15 protein-coding genes are annotated in these 22,284 nt (G+C 39.0%); 9 read left to right on the top strand and 6 right to left on the bottom strand.

Annotated elements, in window-relative coordinates:
* Positions 1–46: 46 nt before the first annotated feature.
* Both UABAM_RS11525 and UABAM_RS11520 read left to right on the top strand, forming a co-directional pair.
* On the top strand, positions 47–784 hold the full coding sequence (locus UABAM_RS11525) for a metallophosphoesterase family protein (protein ID WP_173013257.1): 738 nt from the start codon (positions 47–49) through the stop codon (positions 782–784).
* A 5-nt stretch (positions 785–789) separates the two neighbouring features.
* Positions 790–2,094 carry a serine/threonine protein kinase gene (locus tag UABAM_RS11520; protein ID WP_151968154.1) on the top strand — a complete coding sequence of 435 codons (1,305 nt, stop codon included), beginning with the start codon at positions 790–792 and terminating at the stop codon, positions 2,092–2,094.
* Between the two features lies 1 nt (position 2,095).
* On the opposite strand, the gene UABAM_RS11515 is transcribed toward UABAM_RS11520, so the two are convergent.
* A complete protein-coding gene (locus UABAM_RS11515) occupies positions 2,096–2,899 on the bottom strand; it encodes a lysophospholipid acyltransferase family protein (RefSeq protein ID WP_151968153.1) in 804 nt (267 codons plus the stop codon).
* Positions 2,900–2,958: 59 nt separating this feature from the next.
* Positions 2,959–4,572, bottom strand: coding sequence for a hypothetical protein (locus UABAM_RS11510; protein WP_151968152.1), 1,614 nt, complete (start codon positions 4,570–4,572; stop codon positions 2,959–2,961).
* A gap of 439 nt (positions 4,573–5,011) precedes the next feature.
* Between UABAM_RS11510 and UABAM_RS11505 the strand changes: the two genes are divergently transcribed.
* From UABAM_RS11505 to UABAM_RS11490, 4 genes are read left to right on the top strand one after another with little or no spacing between them, the layout of a single operon-like run.
* Positions 5,012–5,761, top strand: coding sequence for an electron transfer flavoprotein subunit beta/FixA family protein (locus tag UABAM_RS11505; RefSeq protein ID WP_151968151.1), 750 nt, complete (start codon positions 5,012–5,014; stop codon positions 5,759–5,761).
* 15 nt (positions 5,762–5,776) lie between these two features.
* Entirely contained in the window at positions 5,777–6,751 is a 975-nt protein-coding gene (locus tag UABAM_RS11500) for an electron transfer flavoprotein subunit alpha/FixB family protein (RefSeq protein WP_151968150.1), read from the top strand.
* A 20-nt stretch (positions 6,752–6,771) separates the two neighbouring features.
* Positions 6,772–7,710, top strand: coding sequence for an RluA family pseudouridine synthase (locus UABAM_RS11495; RefSeq protein WP_151968149.1), 939 nt, complete (start codon positions 6,772–6,774; stop codon positions 7,708–7,710).
* 51 nt (positions 7,711–7,761) lie between these two features.
* A complete protein-coding gene (locus UABAM_RS11490) occupies positions 7,762–8,931 on the top strand; it encodes a hypothetical protein (RefSeq protein WP_151968148.1) in 1,170 nt (389 codons plus the stop codon).
* A 42-nt stretch (positions 8,932–8,973) separates the two neighbouring features.
* Here the strand turns inward: UABAM_RS11490 and UABAM_RS11485 are convergent, their stop codons facing one another.
* The gene (locus UABAM_RS11485) at positions 8,974–9,468 is read right to left on the bottom strand and encodes an NUDIX hydrolase (protein ID WP_151968147.1); all 495 of its coding nucleotides are present in this window, start codon (positions 9,466–9,468) and stop codon (positions 8,974–8,976) included.
* Positions 9,469–9,564: 96 nt separating this feature from the next.
* Between UABAM_RS11485 and UABAM_RS11480 the strand changes: the two genes are divergently transcribed.
* From UABAM_RS11480 to UABAM_RS11470, 3 genes are all read left to right on the top strand, one after another.
* The gene (locus UABAM_RS11480) at positions 9,565–12,372 is read left to right on the top strand and encodes a COG1361 family protein (RefSeq protein ID WP_151968146.1); all 2,808 of its coding nucleotides are present in this window, start codon (positions 9,565–9,567) and stop codon (positions 12,370–12,372) included.
* Between the two features lie 50 nt (positions 12,373–12,422).
* Positions 12,423–15,242 (top strand): DUF3352 domain-containing protein, encoded by a 2,820-nt coding sequence (locus tag UABAM_RS11475; RefSeq protein ID WP_151968145.1) that lies wholly within the window; start codon positions 12,423–12,425, stop codon positions 15,240–15,242.
* Positions 15,243–15,550: 308 nt separating this feature from the next.
* Positions 15,551–15,895, top strand: a complete 345-nt coding sequence (locus UABAM_RS11470) for a hypothetical protein (protein ID WP_151968144.1) — start codon at positions 15,551–15,553, stop codon at positions 15,893–15,895.
* Here UABAM_RS11470 and UABAM_RS11465 read toward each other — a convergent pair.
* From UABAM_RS11465 to UABAM_RS11455, 3 genes are read right to left on the bottom strand one after another with little or no spacing between them, the layout of a single operon-like run.
* On the bottom strand, positions 15,888–16,547 hold the full coding sequence (locus UABAM_RS11465) for a transmembrane-type terpene cyclase (protein ID WP_151968143.1): 660 nt from the start codon (positions 16,545–16,547) through the stop codon (positions 15,888–15,890). The two genes, UABAM_RS11470 and UABAM_RS11465, sit on opposite strands and share 8 nt — an antisense overlap.
* A gap of 32 nt (positions 16,548–16,579) precedes the next feature.
* Positions 16,580–17,749: an oxygenase MpaB family protein gene (locus UABAM_RS11460; RefSeq protein WP_173013256.1), complete on the bottom strand. Its 1,170-nt coding sequence runs from the start codon at positions 17,747–17,749 to the stop codon at positions 16,580–16,582.
* The gene (locus UABAM_RS11455) at positions 17,730–22,256 is read right to left on the bottom strand and encodes an AAA family ATPase (RefSeq protein WP_151968141.1); all 4,527 of its coding nucleotides are present in this window, start codon (positions 22,254–22,256) and stop codon (positions 17,730–17,732) included. The genes UABAM_RS11460 and UABAM_RS11455 overlap by 20 nt, the downstream gene beginning before the upstream one ends.
* Between the last annotated feature and the right edge of the window lie 28 nt (positions 22,257–22,284).

Genomic DNA, 22,284 nt, shown 5'->3' with positions numbered 1-22,284 from the left:
GGACAAAAGTATTTGTAAACTATTGAAAACATACGAAAGGGTAAATGTGCGATTTGGCATTATCTCAGATATACATGCTAACTTGGAAGCCTTACAGACAGCGTTAGGTGTATTAGAAAAAGAGGGTGTAGAACAAATTATTTGCTTGGGAGATGTCGTCGGTTATGGCGCCAGCCCCAGAGAATGTCTGGATATTATGTGCAAAAATAACATCCCTACTATTCGTGGCAACCATGAGCGTTATGTTTTAGGCGAAATCAACGAGGCAGTAAAAGACGATACCATGAAAGTTATCGAATGGACGAGAGATGCTGTAGGTGCTGATTTAATGAAGTTTATGGAAAGTATGCCGAACAAAATGCTTCATGAGTCAGGATTTCTCATTACTCATGGTTCTCCTCGTAATAAAGATGAATATCTTATCAAGTTAAATTCTTTTATTGCGAGTTTGAAATTCATGGAAGAGAAACACCCGGCAATAAAAATCTGTTTCCATGGACATACCCACGTCCCATCTATATGGGCCAGAGGTCATATTGTGCAAAATATTACCGAGGATAAGACCGTGGAACTTGATTCAGAAAAAACATATCTGATTAACCCAGGAAGCGTTGGACAACCACGAGACAAATGCCCACTTGCTTCATTTGGTATTTTAGATAGTGAAGCGTACACTTTTCAGTTTTTTAGAAGAGAGTACAACATAGAAGAAGCACAACGAAAAATACATGAACACATGGGATTCGCGGGCAGATTTGCAGATAGACTTAGTATTGGCGCATAATAATAATGAAAATAGACGGATTTTGCTACAGCTCAGTTGATTTTCACAAAGACGATCTTTTATTGATAAAAATTTGTCTTGAACATGATTTTGTTCCTTCAAAAGAGTTACAAAGAATGTTGGCAAGTTCTCCTGATAAACAGCTCATCTTCCAGCTAACAAATTATTTGGATGAAAAAAAACTATCGCAACTTATTAAGTTGCACAATTCCAAAATTTTGTGCCAATGTGGAGCTTTGTTAACAAAAGGGATTACGAAATGCGACCAGTGTAACGAAAGAGTCTCTGACCGTCGAGGTAGATCTACGCGGAAGCATAAAAGGTATGGAAAATACAAGCCCGTAGAAAAAGTAGGTGAAGGAAGCGTTGGCGTTGTTTACAAGGCAATACAAACGGATTTAGACCGAACAGTTGCTCTTAAAGTTTTGCAAGCAGATGTGGATGACACCGCGTTTTTACGCTTTAAACAGGAATCACAAGCCGTTGCAAGTTTAAATCACCCCTCTATTGTATCCCTACATGACGTAGGACAAGCAAACAATGAATATTTTCTTGCCATGGAATTTGTTGACGGAAAGCCCCTTACAAACTACATTCGCAAGAGAAAACTGACAATTGAAGATTCTGTAAAAATTATCATTCAAATTATCCGTGGTTTGCAACACGCCCACCAGAAAAAAATTATCCATCGCGATATAAAACCAGATAACATTATTATAACAAATGACAAAGTTCCCAAAATTACCGATTTTGGTTTAGCACGCCGCTTGAATCAAAAAAGTCGAATTACACAGAACGATATCATTATGGGAACACCCATTTACATGTCTCCCGAACAAGCACGCGGAGAACACAACCTCGAATACTCCACTGATATATATTCCACAGGGGTTGTTTTTTATGAAATGCTTTCGGGCCAACTACCATTTAACAACGACTCGACCACATTAGTTCTTCTACACCGCATTATTAAAGACCCTCCTCCTGCGCTACATCGAGTTGACCCCTCTATCCCTCCTGCACTAAATGATATCTGCATGAAAGCTCTTGAGAAAGACCCAAAAGACCGCTATAAAACCATGAAACATTTTGCCGATAAGGTGGAACAATTTTTTGAAGATAACTATGTAAAAAAAGAAGTTCCGATTGTTGAAGACATATCGACGGATGAATTAGAAATTGAAAACGCTTCCAAGAAAAGAACGCTACGCACTTTAATTTCAAAAGAAGATCGTCTAGAGTGGTACGATATCGTCCTATGGGTTTTATTGGGTTTTGGTTTAGTTTATTTTTGCCATAAAGCATTCTAATTTAAGAGTTTTGTAAAGAAGTACCTGTATAAGAAACGCTTTCATTCTCTTCCGTGTCAATTAATTTAAAACGTTGCTGCCAATTTTTGTACAATGAATAAACGTATTCCTGATAACTTTTTGCATCGTTAAAGTTTTGTGGGTATATGGGGTTAAAAATATGGCAATGTGTGTGTTTGTTGATCGCAGTAATCATTTTAAATAAGTGTCGTGGTAGATTATCTTCCCAGCCCCATTCATAAGAATTTTCCGCTTCGTATTGTAAATACACGGGTAAAATGGGTATTCCTGTACGATGTGAAATATCAAAAGCTCCTAGTTTAAAAGGTGTTAAATCTCTTCCATAACAACCACCTTCTGGATAAATGAGAACGCTATGCCCAGCATCAAGTGCCTTTAAACAAGCGTCTTTTGCCGCATTTCGCGAATCTTTTTTGTCGCGCTCAACAAAAACTGTTCCTGTTGCTTCTGCGATACGACCTACGATAAACCACTTACGCACACCTGATTGAGCCAAAGGCTTTACCGAAAAAAGAGCATTGATCATGAGTAAATCATATCCTGATGGATGATTAGATATCAAAATGTACTGCTTGGGTAGAGGTGGTGTAAAGTTTTCGTGAATGTGAGGCGATTTTCCCAAAAAACGAATGAAACTCCAGCAAAATAAGCGAAACAACTTCGGCATAAATGGCTTTATTAAAAATTTAGGCAACAAAGATATTGAGAAAACAAATATGGTGATGATCACTAAATCAATAAGACGAAAAATAAAAAGAATTGTTTTAAACAGTGTGTAAAACATTTCTGTCTCCTAGTTAAAATGTCTCAAATTTAACTTTCCAAAATAAACTACCAAAAAAGTTAGAATGAGAATTGTTTTAATCTTTGTATCAAATCCTTGGTTGTTTTTAAAAGCACATCCTCGCTTTGTTCCTGCTTTGCTTCTTCCATAAAAATCAAAATTTCCATAGAGAAACGCGCGTACTGTGTTACGAGTTTTTGCATTTGTGGACTTTGATCAACCTTTAGTAATTTTTGATTTTTTTCTTGGCGTTTCGCTAGTTCACTTTGCCAAATAATTAAATTGTTTACCTCAAGTAATAAATTTCCGTTCTCGTTAATTTTGCTTTGTAAATCTTGGATTTGAGAGTACAAGTCCTTGAATATTTGTTTCATCGATCTAAGGGGAATTTTCTTTAAATTCCATTTTTCAATGCTGCTTGTGGAAGTTTCTTCTAGTGATATTTGCGGTATAAAATTTGGTTTGGTTTTGATAAAGCCAAATTCCATTGCTTGTTGATGCCACTCGTACAAAAAGGCCAAATATATAGCGGTGAAGTCTTTGCAGAGCTTGTTATCAAAAAGATTTATGCGATCAAAGAATATTTTTTTCACATCTAATAATAATTCATTGCTATGTTTTACAAAGTGGTTCTTTTGCACTCTTTTCAGTTGTTGGTATTTTTTCTTGAGTTCGAGAATGGAAAACAAAAAGTTTTCACGATGTTCAACACCTGGCTCTACTGTAGAAGCGGTTAGTTGCGAACACTTTTGGGCAAATTCTGCATAAGAGGTAACCAGTTTTTTCAGCGGATTATCGCTTAGGGCGATGGATTCGTATTCTAGATTGTGTTGAATACGATGAAAAAGTTCTTCAAAACGCTTTTCGCGGTATGGAGGTATTTCGCCCCTAGTTTCTATGGCTTTTAAATAGTCAACGCTAACCAAGTCTTCCACTATATTGAGTAAACCTATACTTTTTTTCATACTAGGAAACAAGGCAATAGTATAGCCACTTTCGTAGTACTGTCGTTCCTGGTTTTGAGTAAATTCAAAACTTTTTAACCACTTGTCTTGCCAAATGTGCCACTCTCCGGCTCCCAAATTCTCTTTTTTAAAATAGCGATATTTTTTTTGCGAAACACTATAAAGGGTGTATATGTTTGCCAGTAATTTTTGCGCGCTTTTGAACCTAGTATTGTAAATATCGATATATTTTGTCTCATCCCCATATTGAAAATGATATGAGGCTTCCGTAAAACCAACTTTGTTAAGTTCTTGTGGTGCACGACTTGATGGGGAATAGAACACCACGATTTCAAATTTACCAGGTAACAGCTTTGTGGCGCGAAAGGGACCATATTCCACTTTCATGTGATTCATATTACATGGTTTTTCGCTAAGGAGCGCTTTTCCTAAAGGGTTGACATACAGCAACTGTGTTTGCAAGTAAGCATCCTTTGGAAAGTTACTGTCCAAACTAATGGTAAACGTCACTGCCTGGTTTGTTTGTGAGATCTCGTGCTTTTGTACTTTTATGTGATAGGACTTGTTTGCAGGAGAAATGACTTTAGGTTGACTTTTTGTTGTGTCTTGAGGTGTCTTTGTCTTTTTCGTCGAGTTGTTGCTGTCGAAAACGCGAATAATGACTGCGATGACAATGATGCATATGGGAAAAAGTAGGGTGCGTTTCATTCCTTACCTCTTGGAAATATGAAAAAGTGACTTGTATGTTAATTTATCTTGAGTTTTCGTCAGAAAATATTAAGATATGGAGCAAACAACAATATAAACACATTTTAGGTCGAGTATAACTTTCTTTTGAAATAAAACACAAGAGAATTTAGGACAAAAGTATTTTTTTTGTTGGTCGTTATTGCAAAATGTGCATTTTGGAACTAAAGTTAAAGTAGGAATTTGTTAGTATGCGATGCCTTCAACTGCGATTAGTTGTTTGGAAGGTATCGCGCACTAGAGAATGTCCTACACTCTAAATTAGCTACAAATCAAAATTCCAAACAACTAGCGATCAGACTATTACAAATAAGTTTTTTTACTCTCAGAAGGGAGATACGAGAATACACAGTTATGCTTTCTTTGTATTCCACGAGTGTAGCTGTCTCGTTACGAAACGATGAAAATAGTTGTATGTGTTAAACAAGTTCCTGATACTGCTACGAAAATTAAAGTAGGGGCAGACGCAAAGACAATTGATTCTGACGGGGTAGAATATGTGATATCCCCTTATGATGAATTGGCAGTAGAACATGCTGTTCGAATTAAAGAAAACAACGACGATGTTGAAATAGTTGCTGTTAGCATGGGATCTGCGGATAGTGATAAAATACTACGCCATGCTTTGGCGATGGGTGCAGATCGCGGTATTTTAATTGAAAATGACAACAGCTGCGATTCATTTGTTACGGCACAATCTTTAGCAAACGCTATTAAGGAAGAAAATCCTGACCTAGTGCTATGTGGTGTAAAAGCGGTAGATGATGACTGCTCACAAGTCGGTGGTATTCTAGCAACACTACTAGAGGTACCTTTTATTTGGAGTGCCGCAGAGCTATCTTATGAAGACAACAAAGTAACTGCACAAAATGAATTGGCTGGTGAAACATACACTGTTGAGTGCGAATTACCTTGCGTAGTATCGATACAAAAAGGTTCTGTGGAAGCACGTATCAATTCACTCATTAGTATTCGCAAAGCGCGTAAGAAAGAAGTGAATAATGTTGCCGCAACAACAAGTGAAGCAGTTATGCAAACCGAAAAGTTGGAACTTCCCGCTGCGAAAGTTGGTGGACGCATTGTGGGAGAAGGTCCAGAAGCTGTAGCAGAGCTGTTTAAATTATTACGCGAAGAAGCGAAAGTATTATAATATTCGGAGAATACTATGCCTGGAATTTTAGCAATCACAGAAGTAAAAGAAAATTCATTTCGCAAAGCGAGTTTTGAAGTAGTGAGTGAAGCCGTACGTTGTGCTCAAAATTTGGGAACAGAAGCGACAGCGGTTGTCATTGGTTCCGGTGTTGAGGCGATTGCCAAAGACTTGGGAAAATACGGTGTGAAAAATGTCGTTGTGGTGGATGACGCTAAGCTAGAAAATGCTTATACTCCACCTTTAGCAGAAGCAATAGAACAAATTGCAAAAGCAAAAGAAAGCGACTATGTTTTCTTTCCCGCAACCCTCCAGGGGAAAGCCCTTTCGGCGATTACAGCTGCGCGCTTTCAAAGAGCGGCCGTCAGCGATTGCACGGAAACGCACTGTGATGGTGGTGAATTGACACTAAAGCGACCTGTGTACGCAGGAAAAGCATTGGAAACAGTAAAACCATTGCAAAAGCCTGCTTTTGTTTCATTACGCCCCAACGTATTTGCCGCAGAAGAAGCGGCTACCGAAGCGCAAGTGGAGAAGATGGATGTAAGCTTTTCTGACAAGGCGTTTTTGGCAAAAATTACGGATATCAAGAAAGCCGAAGAGCAAAAGCCTGACTTAACAGAAGCGGCCATTATTGTTTCTGGTGGACGCGGGATGAAAGGTCCTGAAAATTTCAATTTAATTGAAGATCTTGCAAGTGCTTTAGGAGGTGTAAATGGAGCCTCTCGCGCTGTTGTTGATGCTGGTTGGAGACCTCACAACGAACAAGTAGGACAAACAGGAAAAACCGTGTCCCCGCAATTATATGTAGCATGTGCTATATCGGGAGCAATACAGCACCTTGCGGGTATGAGAACTTCCAAGGTAATTGTTGCGATTAACAAAGACGCTGATGCACCTATTTTTCAAGTGGCCGACTATGGAATAGTTGGTGATGTCTTTGAAGTGCTTCCGGCAATGATCGAAGAAGGAAAAAAACTAGACAGTTAATTCCATTTCGCGAGCGCTACATGGCGCTCGCAAACAACATCATCATGAACACAAACTTAACACGCTTAGAAAAGCAATTAACTAGCATTTATCACACCTGGACAATAACGAATTTCCGTTACCAAGATTGCCATATCAAAACTTTTTTACAAGAAAAACTTCCACATATCGATGGCGAAACTTGGGAGCGCCGTATGCAATTGGGTGGTTTGTATATCAATGGTATACGGATTAAGTCTAATGATAAAATCGTCTTGCCCGCACGCATCGAATATTTTGAACCCAAATTCAGTATCGAAAATCCTCACGAGTTTTTTCCGTGTTTTAAAAATGAATATGTTGTCTATGAAGACGAAGATATTATTGTGTTTTTTAAACCGGCAAAGCTTCCGTCAGTGTGTAGTCGTGACCAAATATATTTTTCGGCAAAGCAAATGTTGGAAGATTATACAAAGCAAATATTACACCTACCTTCACGTTTAGATAATTCCGCTCAAGGAGTAATGGTCGTTAGCAAATCCAAGCGCATGCATCACAGTTTACAACGTGCTTTTGAAAATAAACAAGTGGAGAAAACCTACCGTGTGTTAGTAGGTGGTGCTGTTACATGGGCGGAGAAAAAAGTCGAAAATCATATCGACCGCAGTCTTTTGCATCCTGTATTGCGTCAAGTAGTGACTAAAGGTGGAAAAAAGTCATGCACACATTTTCGTGTACTAAGGAAAAAACAACACAATACACTACTGCAAGCAACTCCCATTACCGGAAGAACACATCAAATACGCGTTCATTGTGCCCACCTGCAAATACCCATTGTCGGTGACTATTTTTATGATGGTTTACCATTTTCTGAATTGTGTCTGTTAAGTTACCAACTCAAATTCTATCATGAATTTCAAGAGAAATGGTTGACAGTAACGGTACCACAAAATTTACTCCCACCATGGGCAATTTTGTAGGCGTTTCTTCTTAAAAATGTTATAATAAGAAAAATTTATAAGGAGAACCCAATGAACAGGTTTATTTTCATTGCCACTTTGTGTGTGGCGACAATTTTTGCGGATTTGGGGCCGCAACAATATACAAGTAGTCCACCAAAAACAGCATTTGAACATATGGATTTTAAGGAAATAGCACCGTTTAACCGTAAGGAATTAAAATGGGAAGCGCAAAGTAATGATTGGCGCGGTAGTATGTCAAAGCTAGGCCAAACGCTTCTTGAAAACGATGTGAAATCTATATATTTTGTACACGGTACATTTGTGGGCAACGATCCGTTTGGCACAGTAGCGTATCTAAAAAAAATGTATCCTGATATGGGACCAGAGTTAGAGCAAGCCCTACTAGATCTCATTAAACAGTCGAATGATTTAATATTGGAAGACACCGCCAATTTCACTCCTGAATATGCCCAAATTTTCTCGCACGCAGTACAAAATAAAATTCCTTGCCATCGCTACGAATGGTCTTCGGGTGGTTATCATTGGGCACGCGTTAAGTCTGCGATTCTTTTGACAAAGTCAATTGCCGAAGAAATTACACGACGCTCAGAAATGCAAGGTAATAGAATCCTACTTGTTGGGCATAGCCACGCGGGACAACTTTTTGCACTACTGACCAATTTTTTGGAAAATGCCAAAGGAGTGGATCAGTTGATGGAAATCGCCAAAGAAGGTGGCGTAGATGTTTCGCAAATGAACAATTGGCTAGAGCAAATTCGCAAAGTTCAACTAGACATCGTCACTTATGGAACACCACCATTATATGGTTGGGGAAAAGGAAACTATCGTTTACTGAATATTATCAATCACCGTGGGGAAGGACATCTTGCTGGTGAATTAAAGTTAGATGATATTCTGTACACTACCGCAGGCGACTACATTCAACAAGTCGGTATTACGGGAAGTGGTTTAGAATCGTACAATGTTTGGGAGCAAGAACTCAATGAAAAGCTATATCCAATACTTGGAATAGAAAACGACGAAGAACAACACAATAAAAATATTGCACACCGTATGCGCATTCCTCATTATGGCAAAACACTTCTTGTTGATTTTAAAGATGACGGCAAGTTACTACCAAATTGTATTACAACTCTATTTGGACATGGAGCAAATACTCGCTACGAAAAAATGTTGTTTAATACGCAGGTGATCGTAGACAGATTTTACTCTAAATAGTTTGTTTGTTTCCGATTCATTTGGCAACGGCATGCATGGCTTTTACTTTGATGGCACAAAATTCCGATATATCTGCCATGCATGTGGGAGCCAGCTAGTTGTAAGCTGTGATTCTATAGCGCTGTCCGCCTCATTTAAAGTGTAGTATTTGCCGTACGACGCTTCTTGTAAATCTAAAACGGGAATTTGTGGAGAAATTGCTCTAAATACGGCAACAATCATACGATCAGGACTTTCATCTAATAAAAACTTACCTAAAAACGAAATACACGTCGTGATCTGAGTTTCTTCGTACAATTCTATTACAGCGGCCTGTTCATACGTATGTCCATATTGGACATGAAAGCTACAGGCACTATCCAAACATCCAGGGAAAAACTTTTTTTTATGGCTACGCTCCGTCAAAAAAACTTGTGCTTTTTCGTTCTCAACGAAGACAACACCTGCACGATGGAGTAATTCTTTTTTGTGAGCTTCATCTCTAGATATTTCACCTAGGACACGATCGTCTTTGTCCACCAAATATAAGTACTCCATTTGTTCTCCCACAAACAAATAATGAACATTTTGCGTATTAATGATATTCAATAAAACTACATGCTACAAAATTATCTCTAATTGGGGAAATGATACATGAGAAAATTTTTATATATCCTCGTTTTTTCACTGACTATTCTTCAAGCTCAGGAAAAAAGCGTTTCCTACGCCAAGGTTTTTCCTAAAGATAGCTTGGCTGTTTTTTCACTCACCGATGTAGAAGCTACCAAAAAGCAGTTCAAACAGACACATCTCTATTCCTTTTTGCAAGAGCCAGAAATAAAAAGACTGGTTGAACAAATCGAAAAAAAGTACAGCTGGGACAATTTTTCGCGTAGACTCAAAGTGGCAACGGGCTTGACACTGCAAGAAAGCTTGTCTGTATTTGCCGGAGAAATTTCGATCGCACTTGTGGATATCCCGAGTGGTTCAGAACCAATACAAATAGCAGTGATTATCAACTATAAAAATCATGGAGAAAAAGCCCACAAACTACTCAATGCTCTTGTAGAGAGAGTTCCGGTTAATAAAGGTAGTTATACTATTGGCAAGCAACAAATTTCTTACATAAAGGGTTTAGAAACTGCGTTGCACTACACGACGAAAGAAGAGTGTTTTTTATTTGCCACAACACCAAAATTGATGAGTTCGATGTTGGCGAATATTGATAAACCGGGAAATCGTTTACAAGAAACGCCTCAGTATCAAAAAACCGCACATATTTTTCAGGGCGGTTCTGTCAATTATTATTTTGATATAGCTAAATTTTTACATGTAGTGGAAGGTTATATGCAAACGCGCGAAAAAGTGGCTTTGCAGTCTATGGGGATTTTTGATTGGAAGGCCATCGCCGCATCTTTTGCCATTGATAAGCCACATTTTGTTTCGCAAATGCGTCTTGTTGTGGACGGCAACAAGGGACTGAACCGTTTTTTTGCCATCGAAGGTATTCCACAAAGCGTGGGGAAAAATATTCCCAAAAATAGCGGGGGATGGGTTACGGCGAATATTGACTTTGCGCAATTGTGGAATGAATATTTAACTTGCTACCGCAATTACGAAAAGGAATTGCAACAACAAGGTAATACTTCGGAAAATTCATATAGTGTTTTTTATGACAATGTTCGTAAATTTGAAAAAGCATTTTTAGAAACGACTGTTAGTGAAGTTCTTTCTGCTGTGGGGCCACACCTTGCATTTTTTCATCTCCCAGATCCTGCAGGCGGACTGATTCCGCGATGGGTGGCTACCGCGAATACAAATAATCCACAGTTACTAAAAAAGACGTTGAATATCGTTTTTGATTTGCTGCATTATGAGTTTAAAGAAAAGCCATATAAAGGTCGAACACTTTATTATTTGGCGGAGAAAACCGGTTATCAGCGCAATCCACTTGTGCAAATAAGTCGTAGCGAACGCGAAACGCTGCGCATGTTTCTTGGCACATTTTCTTTTTACATAGAGAACAATCAAATCTTTATAACGCGCATTGTACAAGACTTGATGGATCTAATTGATACATATGATGCGGGAATGGATTCTCTGAATCTTCACAATATCTCCCCGGTGAAATCTGCGCAAAATCCATACGGAGTTTTATTATTCATCGATTGGAATATTCTTCTTCCGCCGGTTTACAACACTCTTTTACCGTTTATTCCTTCCTGGGAAGATGAAATGTCTTATTTTTTTGGGCAGGGAACGATCAAATCTGTAGATTTTCCGCGTATGTCGACCATCATAAAATACCTTTCTCCGGTTATTGGCGGTTTAGAGTCCGGTAACGCAACATTTGCACTGCGCACGAATTTTAACTTTGATTTTTACATGGCACAAGGTCTATTGTGGTTGCAGATGAGTGATGTATGGGGACCTGTGGTGAGCAAATATCTTGATGAGTTAGATGACTATCTGCTCGTCAATGAAGAAGTGGTAAAATTGGTAAAACAACAACGTTTTTATGCCGCATACCGTATGTGGGAATCTTTTGCGAAACGTGCGCGCTTTGAGTCTTTTCGCTTAATTGCACGAAAGGAAAACCAAGGTTTACGCGAAAAATATACGAAAATCACCAAAGAATTGACGGCGAATCTTCAAAAATCTTTTCGCGGAGAATTGGCGGCGTGGCGCGTTGTGGGCGACTGGAAGTGGGGCAAAGGAGAGCTATCAGCAACGAACGAATCCCAGGACACCTTCTCGCTAATTATTGGTGAAAACCCTTTAGAAGACTATGTCATTCACTTGGAGGTCAAAGATATCAAAGACCGTTTGGATGTTTTCTTTCATTGGAATGAGAGTTTTGACGGTTCAGCTAGCTATAAGAAAGTTTCGTTTTATGAACGAAAAGAGCAAAGTGGAAAGTGGATACCTCTCAAATTTAAAGTACATAAAGATCGCATTAGCTACTGGTATGGATTAAAACATCATGTGATATATGCCAATGCAACCTCGGGTCTATTTGGTTTTCACCTCCCCTCAGATGCCAAAGTACGCATTCGCAATTTGCGTTTACAAGTAGAAAAACAAGTGACTCCAAAGTACGAACAACCCGTGGTGTACATTCAGGCAAATGATACTGTGGATCCTGTTTTTCAAAATGAAAATACCCAGTACTTGTTTGTCGTAAAAAACCAGGGGAACAAACAAATCACCAATGCTCATGTCAAAATTACGCTTCCTTCAAGTATGCGTCTTATTTCTGCCTCGGGAGCCAAATATTCCGTGAGGAAGAATCAAGAGATATTGTTTGGTCCTACGGTGATTGGACCGAATAAGGCCTTGAAGTGCAAGCTAAATGTAAAAGTGGTTTCCGCAGGAAGTTTTACGGTTCCGGCAACGATTACTTTTGACAATTTACAAGGAAAAATAGTGGTGACAGAGAGAACACACGTACTAAGCGATTAACTATATTGTGCCCACGACAAGTTGGGCACATCATTTGTAAAGGTATTTTCATGAAACAATTGATATTGCTATGCTCATTATTAATTTTGACTCATGCGCAGGATGCCATATTTTCTAAAATATTTCCCAAAGATACTTTTGCGGTCATGTCTTGTTCGAATATCAAAGGTCTAAGTAAAGACATTACCACCACAAATATTTTTAACTTAGCCACACATCCCGAATTAAGAAGTTTGCGTGGGAACAGGGAATTTAATAAATTCTTAGGTGATGTATCCCGTGATTTTGAATTTGCCAGCAGTTTAAACTTAGCGCAAGTGTGGAAAATATTCGCCGGAGAAATTTCTGTGGCTCTCACTGACGTTCCGCTGGGTTCAAGGCCTCCGCAGATTGCAACACTTATCCATATTGCCGATCATAAGATTTGTCAAAAGCTACTTGACAACATCACATCTAAGATTCCTGAGTGGAAACAGACAATCGTTATTTCAGGGACGAAAGTGCAAGTTTTGAAAGGTCTGGAACATGCGTACTACTATGTGATGGTGGATGATTATTTATTCATTGCCACAGGTAAATCGTTGATGCAAAAAATGCTAAACAATTGGCGGAATGCAGCGCAATCATTGCAGAAAAACCGCGAATTTGCCACATACTACAGTAAGGTAAAAAGTAATCATTCATTGTTTGTATATGTCAACATTGCTCTTCTAGTAAATTCGATGATTGATTTAAATCCTCAGGGAGGATTTAAAAATATTCTGCATTCGTTGGGAATTAGAGACTGGCGCAATTGCGGAATTGACTTTTCTATTGAAAAATCAAAAATTCTAACGCAGTTTTTTGCCAATATACGTAGAAAAATAGACACAAAGCGCATTTTAGATCCGAGTAAAATTATTAAAAAACGCTTTAGTTTTCGCGATTTGCTCAAAGAAAAGAAAAAGTTAGAAGAGAAATTAAAAAATCCACTACTAAATCTGAGTAATCTACGCGGTGTCAATGCCTTGTTTCCTTCGGGAAATTTGGATACGAGTATTTGTAAATATATTCCACAAGACACTTGGGGAATGGTGGCAATGCGTTTGGGAATCTCTAAAATTTGGAGTGAAATACAACGCAGCACCCGCAAAATAGACCCGCATATGCATGACCAATTGCAAATGTATGTTCAATCGATCGATAATGCGTTGGGATTTAAATTGCAGGATTTTTTCGATGGCTTAGGTGATAACCATGCATTGTTTCATTTACCACAGCCGTTGCAGAAATTACCTCCGCGTCTTATTGGGGTAATTGAAATTCGCAATAAGAAAAAAATACTAGACTGTATTGAACGGCTCTTACGTTCATATGGCTATAAATTAGCATCCAAGAAATACGAAGAACGCCTTATTTTCTATATGGAGAAACAGGATTCTCCTTATTTTCATGATGGAATAAATAAGATTTTTCGTACCGTATTTGGCAATTTTGCATTTTTTATCGATGGGAAGTACTTGGTTTGTAGTCGCTTTCCACAAAATCTAATGGATGTTATTGACCATGTGCAAAACAAACGTCCTAGTTTTGATTTTGCATCGATTTGCAAATTGCCGTGTAGTTTTGTGTATCATGTTGACTGGAAACAAGTGATCCCTCCTGTATACAGCACCTTGCTATCTGTGCCGCATTTTTGGGAAAAATCACTGCGGGTACAAACGTCTGAGTTACCGCGTGCGAGTACTTTTTTGAAATACTGCGACAGCGATGTCATTTCCATGCACAATCAACACGGTGTCATCCACGGAAAAATACACAGTAATTTTGGTATGGAGACATATTTATTTGCCGCAGGTTTTTTATTTTTGATCGATGAAATGTGGTCATCGGGTTTAAATAAACTCGCTGATGAGTCTATGTACTATTTGAGGAACAACAAGAAGACGCATGAGTTGTTAAACCGCAAGCGTTATTACGAAGCACTGCAATTGTGGAAAAGGTCTTTTCGTTTTGAATATTTTTCACGCATCGCAAAAAAACAACGCGACGAAATCAATGCTTTGTACAATAAAGCGCAGTCCCAACTTTACACGAAGTTACGAAATCATTTCCACAATCCATATTTGCAATCATGGCAAAGTGCAGGTGATTGGCAATTTGTAGATGGTGTACTGCAAACACATAATGAAAATGCCTACGCTCCGACTAGTTTGTACACAGGACAGAGCGACATGAGCGACTATGTTCTCTCTTTTGAAGTAAAAGGAATCAGTGAACGTATGGATGTCGGATTTCATTGCGGTAGTAATACGAGTGTTTTCAGCAGTAATATCGGACATACAGTGAGTATTCCCGAAATCAAGGCCTTCAATAACAGGTGGGTTCCGTGGAAATTCAAAGTACACAAAAATCGCATTACCTATTGGCAGGGAATTAAGCATCATGTGGTTTCTACTTCGCGGTCCTTTGGGAAAATTCGCTTTTCTTTACCACAAGATGGCAAAGTACAAATACGCAACATCAAATTACACGTTGCAGAAAAACCGCTGAAAAAAGAGGTAAAGAAGCCAGTTGTGGTTGTAGAATGCTACGATACTGTCGATCCGTTAGCGAAAGGGCAAATAGGTATGTACGGAATTACACTTACCAATAAAGGTTCAGGAGCGGCGGAAAACCTAACGATTACCACCAATATGTCTTCTCATGTTCGTTTAGCAAAAGATGCGCTGTCAAATATCGCCGCGTTTACTTTGCAGAAAGGTGAATCTGTAACATACAAATTTCCGGTAATCGCAGTGAAGGCAGGAAGTGGTGTTTTTGAGGCGTTTGTCCACTACAAGGGGCAACCGACGAAAATACTTTTGAAGGAGTATACTTACGTTCGGTGATTTTCGCTGGTATGCGATGCCCTCACCATCGAATAAGTAGTTACAGCTGCGCTGTAAGCTAATATTCTTATACCTCTCCCACAGGGAGAGGTGTAATGCTTCTCTTTTGTAAAAAACAAAATTCGCTTGAGTTGCGAGACAAGAGTATAGCGTTACTATTTTTATACAGCTATAGTCGTGTATGCGACAGCACAAAAGAAAACAAATGGAGCAACTTAAGACGCGTTACGCCTCTCCCTGTGGGAGAGGCATGAGAATTAAGGTTTTAGCTTCGCTAAAACCTTAAATTCGATGGTGAGGGCACCAATGTGAAAACGAATCTATTTAGCGAAGCTAAAACCAAAATCCACAATGGTGAGGGCACCAATGTGAAAACGAATCTATTTAGCGAAGCTAAAACCAAAATCCATAATGGTGAGGGCACCAATGTGAAAACGAATCTATTTAGCGAAGCTAAAACCAAAATCCACAATGGTGAGGGCACCAATGTGAAAACGAATCTATTTAGCGAAGCTAAAACCAAAATCCACAATGGTGAGGGCACCAATGTGAAAACGAATCTATTTAGCGAAGCTAAAACCTTAAATTCGATGGTGAGGGCACCCATACAAAAACGAATCTATTTAGCGAAGAAAACCGAAATCCCTAGCTAGTAGGAAGTTCCTTACGCTTTTTTATAAACAAATAAATATAGATAATATCTAAGATAAATACCAGTATTCCCATGAAATGTAAGTAGGAGTTTGTCGGGAAATGTATGATCATAAAAATGGTATTTAGTCCGGTACCGATCATTTTGAGCCACGCGACGGCTAAAGAAAAACCTTTGAGGCTATCAATACGCAAGATAAGCGAAATATAGCACCCGGAGATAAATACATTGACAGTATATGCCGAAATCGCTCCGATAACAAGCTCATAGCCTGTTTGTTTTATTGTGTATGTGGCGATCGCCCATGCCAGTGTAAGAAAAATACACATTGGCTTAAACCACTGTTTCATCTCTGGTGAAGAAACTTGTTTATCGCCATAGCGTAGTAAGTTAGAGAAAATATATATGTCTAGGAAGAACCACGCACGGTAAGCATAAACACATACAAGTCCCATGTTGGTGCGAAAAATAAACGACCACACAAATTCCCAACCAAAATTTCCACACCCGGCGAGAAATGGCATTTCTACTACTTTGTGACGTCTGATGTTTTTGATAATAATGGCATAGGCAATTACCCATAAAAAACAACCGGTAATAAACAATGTTAGTTCTAAATATGTGTAGTCTACTGTGTTAAACCACATGTCCATATTGAAATCCTTTCTATGACACTGTTGGGGCATTACCCCATATCAATCCAAGCTTTAAGATCTTCGGGAACGGTAAATGTAACACTGTGTCCAAACTCGACGTTGATCATTCTTTGGAACAGCATCATTCCCAGTGAATGCTGGTTACCAAATAAAATATGGCGTGTAAAGCGTAGAGGTGAAAAAACAATATGCAATACCGATGGTAAACGCACTAGAACGTTTTCGATGATCTTGCCTCCTGCAAAAAGTGGTAATGCGAGGTTTTTACAAGCTTTTTGTCCCATGAGTTTTTCCATGTAAATACGCGGGAGAGATTTTACTCCGAAAATGTTTAGGTACCACGGAACGAGATCCTCCAACATGGCTAAGTTTGCGGCTGCCAGAGAGACTCCATGAGGATTTTGTTCTGCATCTACGTAGTGACGTTCCTGGTACATGGCATAAAACTGTGCTGCATCTTCTACGCTGTCGGGTACATACTCAAAGCTGTGTGGTTTGTCGGGGGGATGAATGCCCATCATTACCGCAAACACTCTCCATGTATAGAAGTAGTCTTCTTCTTTTTCTTTGCCGATCTTGTACCCCATTTTACGCAAGCCCATAAGCAGTAAATATGAGAAAGCGATAATCGTTCCTAACATATCTTCGTGATTGATAAATTCGCCATATTTTTCGCGATAATCGGGAAGATACTGTGGGCAAATATGGCGTATGCCTGCATGTAGTAAACGCAATTTCTGTGCATCGATAATGGCTTTTCCCCCCGGTTCAAAACCTGAAGACGAATTGACGTTCACTAACATCTGCAAAACGGCAAGTAGACGGTGGTATGGATGGCGCTCTAAATTTCCTGAAAGATGTAGTATGTTGGCAAGATTGGGGGCCTGATAACCTTCCGGTAAACTTTTGGTTAAAAGTGCAAGTGCTCCAGCAAAAGCATAGTCAATAAAAACCGCTTCTCCACGCTTGATTCTCTCATGGTCGACATTTTCGGGAAGTTGATTCGTCACCTCAAAAAAAGCCTCTAGCTGTGGATAAATGTCTTTTGGGGGAATATCGTTGTTTTGGTCTAGTTCTTTAAATATTTCGGTTACATGTTTGATTTCACCATCTTGTAACATTTTCGCGACACTCTCATCCGCCAAGGAGTCTCCTTGAGAACGCAGATGATCTAGGAATTCATTTGTCCAGCGTGACATTTGTTTCTCCTTTTTGTTGTAGTAGTGTTTGTAATTGTCGTGCTTTTTTTGTTGCGCCCCACTTGGTGTAGCAAGTGATCGCTTGCTGTGTATAAACTTTAGCGACATCATCGATTTGAAGTTGAAAGTACATATTTGCTGCTAATTCGTTGGCAAGAGCTTGTTGATGCACAAAACCAATTTTTTTTGTTTCCGCAATTGCGCGTTGATACGACTTCATCGCTTTGAGGAACTTGTTTTCTACGCGTAGTATTTCGCTTTGTACAATGAGGTACTTGTGAGCAAAATTTTCGGGACAATTATTTTGCCATTTTCGTAGTTTTCGCAAATGGTGGTGTACCTTTTTACTCACGCGACTTTTTCTAGAACGCGGATAAAGCGCTAGTAAAATAAGGGCACAGTAATAGTGATATTCCGGTTCCATAATTTGGCCAAAAGCTCCTTCGGTGTAGTTCTGAGCTTCTTTTGCATTGTGTAGGGCTTTACGATAGTCATTGTTTAGATAGAGATACTTCATTTCGAGAATACGTAGCCATATGATACCTGTCGTATTTTTGATTTTTTTCTCTTGTTGTGTGTAGTCTGCTACATCGAGATGTTTTTTCATTTTTTGCGATGGTATATCGCCGATATGTGTAATAAATTTTTGCAAGCCCAAAGGAAAGAATTCTTGGGATTCAAATTGAACTTCTTCTAAAAAACTCTGTGCTTGTTCCGCCTGATGAAAAAGTTGCGTAAGATTACTACCTGAAAAAAAATATATGGGAAGAGGATGTACCGTTGCGTAGCTGGCAAAAAGAAGGTCTCCCGCTTGTAAACTATATCTTTTGGCTTTTTGTAAATATTCGAGGTTCTTATCTATACTTTGTGTCCAGTGGTTGACAACTGAGCCAAAACCAAAATAGACACGACCTTTGTGTAGCGGGTTATCATGCACTTCACTAAGTTGAACAGCCCACTCTATGAAGTTTCGTCCTAACGTGTAACTTCCGAGAAGTTTGATGTGTCCTAACAACATTGCGAAATAACTATAACCATGTGTCGAATCAATGGAGAAGCCGTCTTTGACAGTAATGTTGACCATTTTTATTGCGGTGAGTAGCGCGTATATTTTTCCGCCGTAGTATGTGGTATTCATAAATATGGCAAGGAGTTGCAAGGCCATCTTTTGCTTTTGGTCCTTGAGTTCTGGTAAATTTACAAAGCAATCGGGAGTCGATTTTAGTTTGCGTAAATTGGCCTTTACCGTCATGAGTTCTTTGACAAAAATGGATAGCGCGTTTTTAGATAGCCAATCTATGCCAAGGTGATTTAGCCCTTCTTTACCTACAATAAATGAGCGATCCCAGTCTCCAATGTGGGTGTAGAGCATGACAAGATGAATATGAGCTTGGGCAGTTTCTAATCTGTTGTTAGACGTTTTTGTGATATCAAGAAGTAATTTTTCCGCTTTGCTAAAGTCTCCGCTGAGGTAAGTGAGTAGTGCTTCTTGTTGGCGAACCTGAGATAGTAAGTTCGCGGGTAATTCAATTTCTGTGGTGAGTTGTTTTAGGTAATGTATGTATGCGAGAGCATGGCTGTATGCCGCCAGATTTTTCGCAGTGGTCATCGCCTGAAAATTGAATTGCGCAAGTTGCTGCTTTTGTTCACGATCAAGTAGAGGACGACATAAATTCCACTGGTCCGCGATGTTCGAAGCAGTGTAGTCGTGTTCGCGATAGTAGAGGCCTATTTTGTAATGAAGCTGCTTTTTTAATTGTTCGTCAATGGCATCGTAGATACTTTGATGAACTAAGTCGTGGGCGAAGCAGTACTTTTGTTCTGTAGAAGACAGAATCCATTGTGGTTGCAGAGGTCTAATATAGTTGCGCTGTAGGGCTGTTTGCATAAAACTTTCAAGGTAACTGTTGTATTGTGGAGCGATACTCCTCAGCATTTCTAGTGTGAAGTTTTCCATACATGCGCATATCTTCAAGATTTCTTGGTGCTGTGTTAATAATTGTGAAGTCTTGCTGTAGATAGAAGTTAGAATATCGTGGCTAAAGTCCAGTTTTTCTATTTTGTCGATTTGCCAACTCCAACAGTGGTTTTCATGAGAAAAATGCAGCAATTTATTTTGCCAGATTACCTGTAAAAATTGTTTGGTAAATAGTGGGTTACCGATTGTTTTTTGGTAAATCACTTCGCTGAAAACTTCTGTGTCGTCTGCTGTTGGTGAAAATAAATGACAAACAATATTTTTTATCGCTTTTTGGGGAAGAGAATTTAGAAATAATTCGTTGATTTGTAATCCCTTAGTGGTGACGATATCCTTCACTTTGTCTATATTACCGCTATCTCGCGCGGCAAGAATAACAAAAAGTTTCTTCGGGAATTTTCCTAAAATTCTGCCTAGCAAGTGCAAAGCTGCTTCGTCAATCCACTGCACATCATCCAAAAATAAAACGCTTTTTTCGTTATGGATGATCACCGTTTGCATTAATTTTTCGATAGAAAGGTAAAAACGGTTGCGCGACTCTTCAGGTGGTAATGGTGAAGGAGGTGGTTGTTCTCCTACGAGTTTATCAAAACCGGGTATTGCGTCTACGACAACGCGTATATTTGTGTCGAGGGCGTCTAAAATTTTTTGACGCCACTCCGCTATAATTTCGGGGGAACTCGTCAAAACTTGTGCGCAAAACTTTTGCGCCGTTTGTATGAGAGCGTTTTGCGAGCTAGAAGTAATGTTTTGTTGATATTTACCCGATAAGAACATTGCGTTTTCTTGTAGCATTCGCGGCAAAAAGCTATTTACCAAAGTTGTTTTTCCGATACCAGGCATACCATGTACCATGACAATTTGATTGTGGCCTTGTAAAAAATTTTCCCAACTTTTTTCTAACTGTCGATATTCTTCGTCGCGGCCGTAGAGTTTTTTCGGTAGGACTAAAGTTTCATATACATCGGGCTTATCATTTCTAATGTGTTTTTGACAGCAAGACAAATCGTTTATGATACTGGTGATACTTTTGTAACGATCATCAGGATTTTTTTTTAGCATTTTCAAAATGATGTCAGAAATTGGTAGGGGAATTTGTGGAATGACATCGTGTGGTGGAATGATTTTTTGCGAAATATGTGCGATGATAAACTCTCGAATGCTATTGGCATTGAAAGGGAGTTTTGTGGTGAGCATTTGGTAAAAAATGACTCCCAATGAATAGAAATCGGCACGATAATCTAGATTTAGTTCCAAGTAATTACTTTGCTCGGGAGAGATATACGCCACTGTCGACTGTGGATCCCTTAATGCTAGGGATGCAGCTTCTGTAGGATCTAAAAGCTTTATTTGCTCTATCGAGGATGTGATGCAGTCAATGGTTAAATACTTGTAAATTTTGTTTTGTTGATGAATATAAGACAGTTGTTTGGTGAGTTCTAATGCTTGTTGGATGAAATTCTTGACATCAACGCGTGTTGTGGCATCTTTACTTACTTGTTGACTTACGATAGACCAATCGCGGAAAAAATGCGTAATTAAATCATCTAAATTTTCGATGGGAACAACAGTAACATTGGGATCTTGAACTTGGATATCAAAATAGTTATCTTTGGGAATCAAAAAAAAGTTCAATGTTTCATGTATGGAGTTGGCTTGAGATATAATATCCAATTTTGTTTGTACACCTGCCACTCTTTGAGTTGCAATCGGTTTGTAATTTTTAGGCGTTAGAGATTCATCAGGAATTTGGTCACGTAAAAAAGCTCCGCTAGCAATGGTATTGTGCGGTAGTACTAACTCGTGGGGTTCTAGTCTTTTTCCGCTCTTGTAATCATAAACTTCTATAAGATTTTTCCGCGATAGAATGCGTAACGAAGAGATAAAAAATAGTATCGTGAAAGCGAAAGTAAAACTTTGGCCGGTAATGGGTTTATTTTCAAATTGTTCAAAGAGAGAACTTCCCCATTCGATAGCCCAATCGTGCAAACTTTCATCGACGTCAATCGTGGGTAACTTGTATTTTGCTTGCCAATAATATTTTACAATTTTACGTGCGTCATCAAGGCTACGAGCGATAGAAGTGTCGTAACAATCCCCTTGAATTCTCTGGTGTGGCAGCGGGTTGTAAGATGACATGCGTAGCGAACCGAGAAGACCCGTTTGGCTAAATGCAATCACTAGATATAAGCGCAATTGTCCTTGTTGTATGTTATCTTGCCAATTCAAATACGTTTTTTTTAGACGCTCTATACATTGTGTTTGCCATTTTTCTAAGTTTTCGGGTACCCCTTGTAAACAAGGTTCTTCACTCTCCAGAAGAGCAATTAAGCTATCATTTCTATTACTGGCCACGATATCTATGTACGTTTTGGTATAGGGCGTTTCCATTTCTGATGAAAGCGTGTGTAGTAGACTAAAGCTCTTATCTAGCTCATCGACAAGACGATCTTTAATCTTGGGATCTTGTGTCTCTATGTATCGCAATGCATCTATGACTATGCTTAGAAATGTTTCGCTAAGTTTCACGTTCACCTATTTCTAGTAATTCGTTCTT

Source organism: Candidatus Uabimicrobium amorphum, from assembly GCF_009002475.1.
GTDB lineage: Bacteria > Planctomycetota > Uabimicrobiia > Uabimicrobiales > Uabimicrobiaceae > Uabimicrobium > Uabimicrobium amorphum.
The sequence above is the reverse complement of the archived record's forward strand: the minus strand, read 5'-3'. Positions and strand labels throughout refer to the sequence as shown.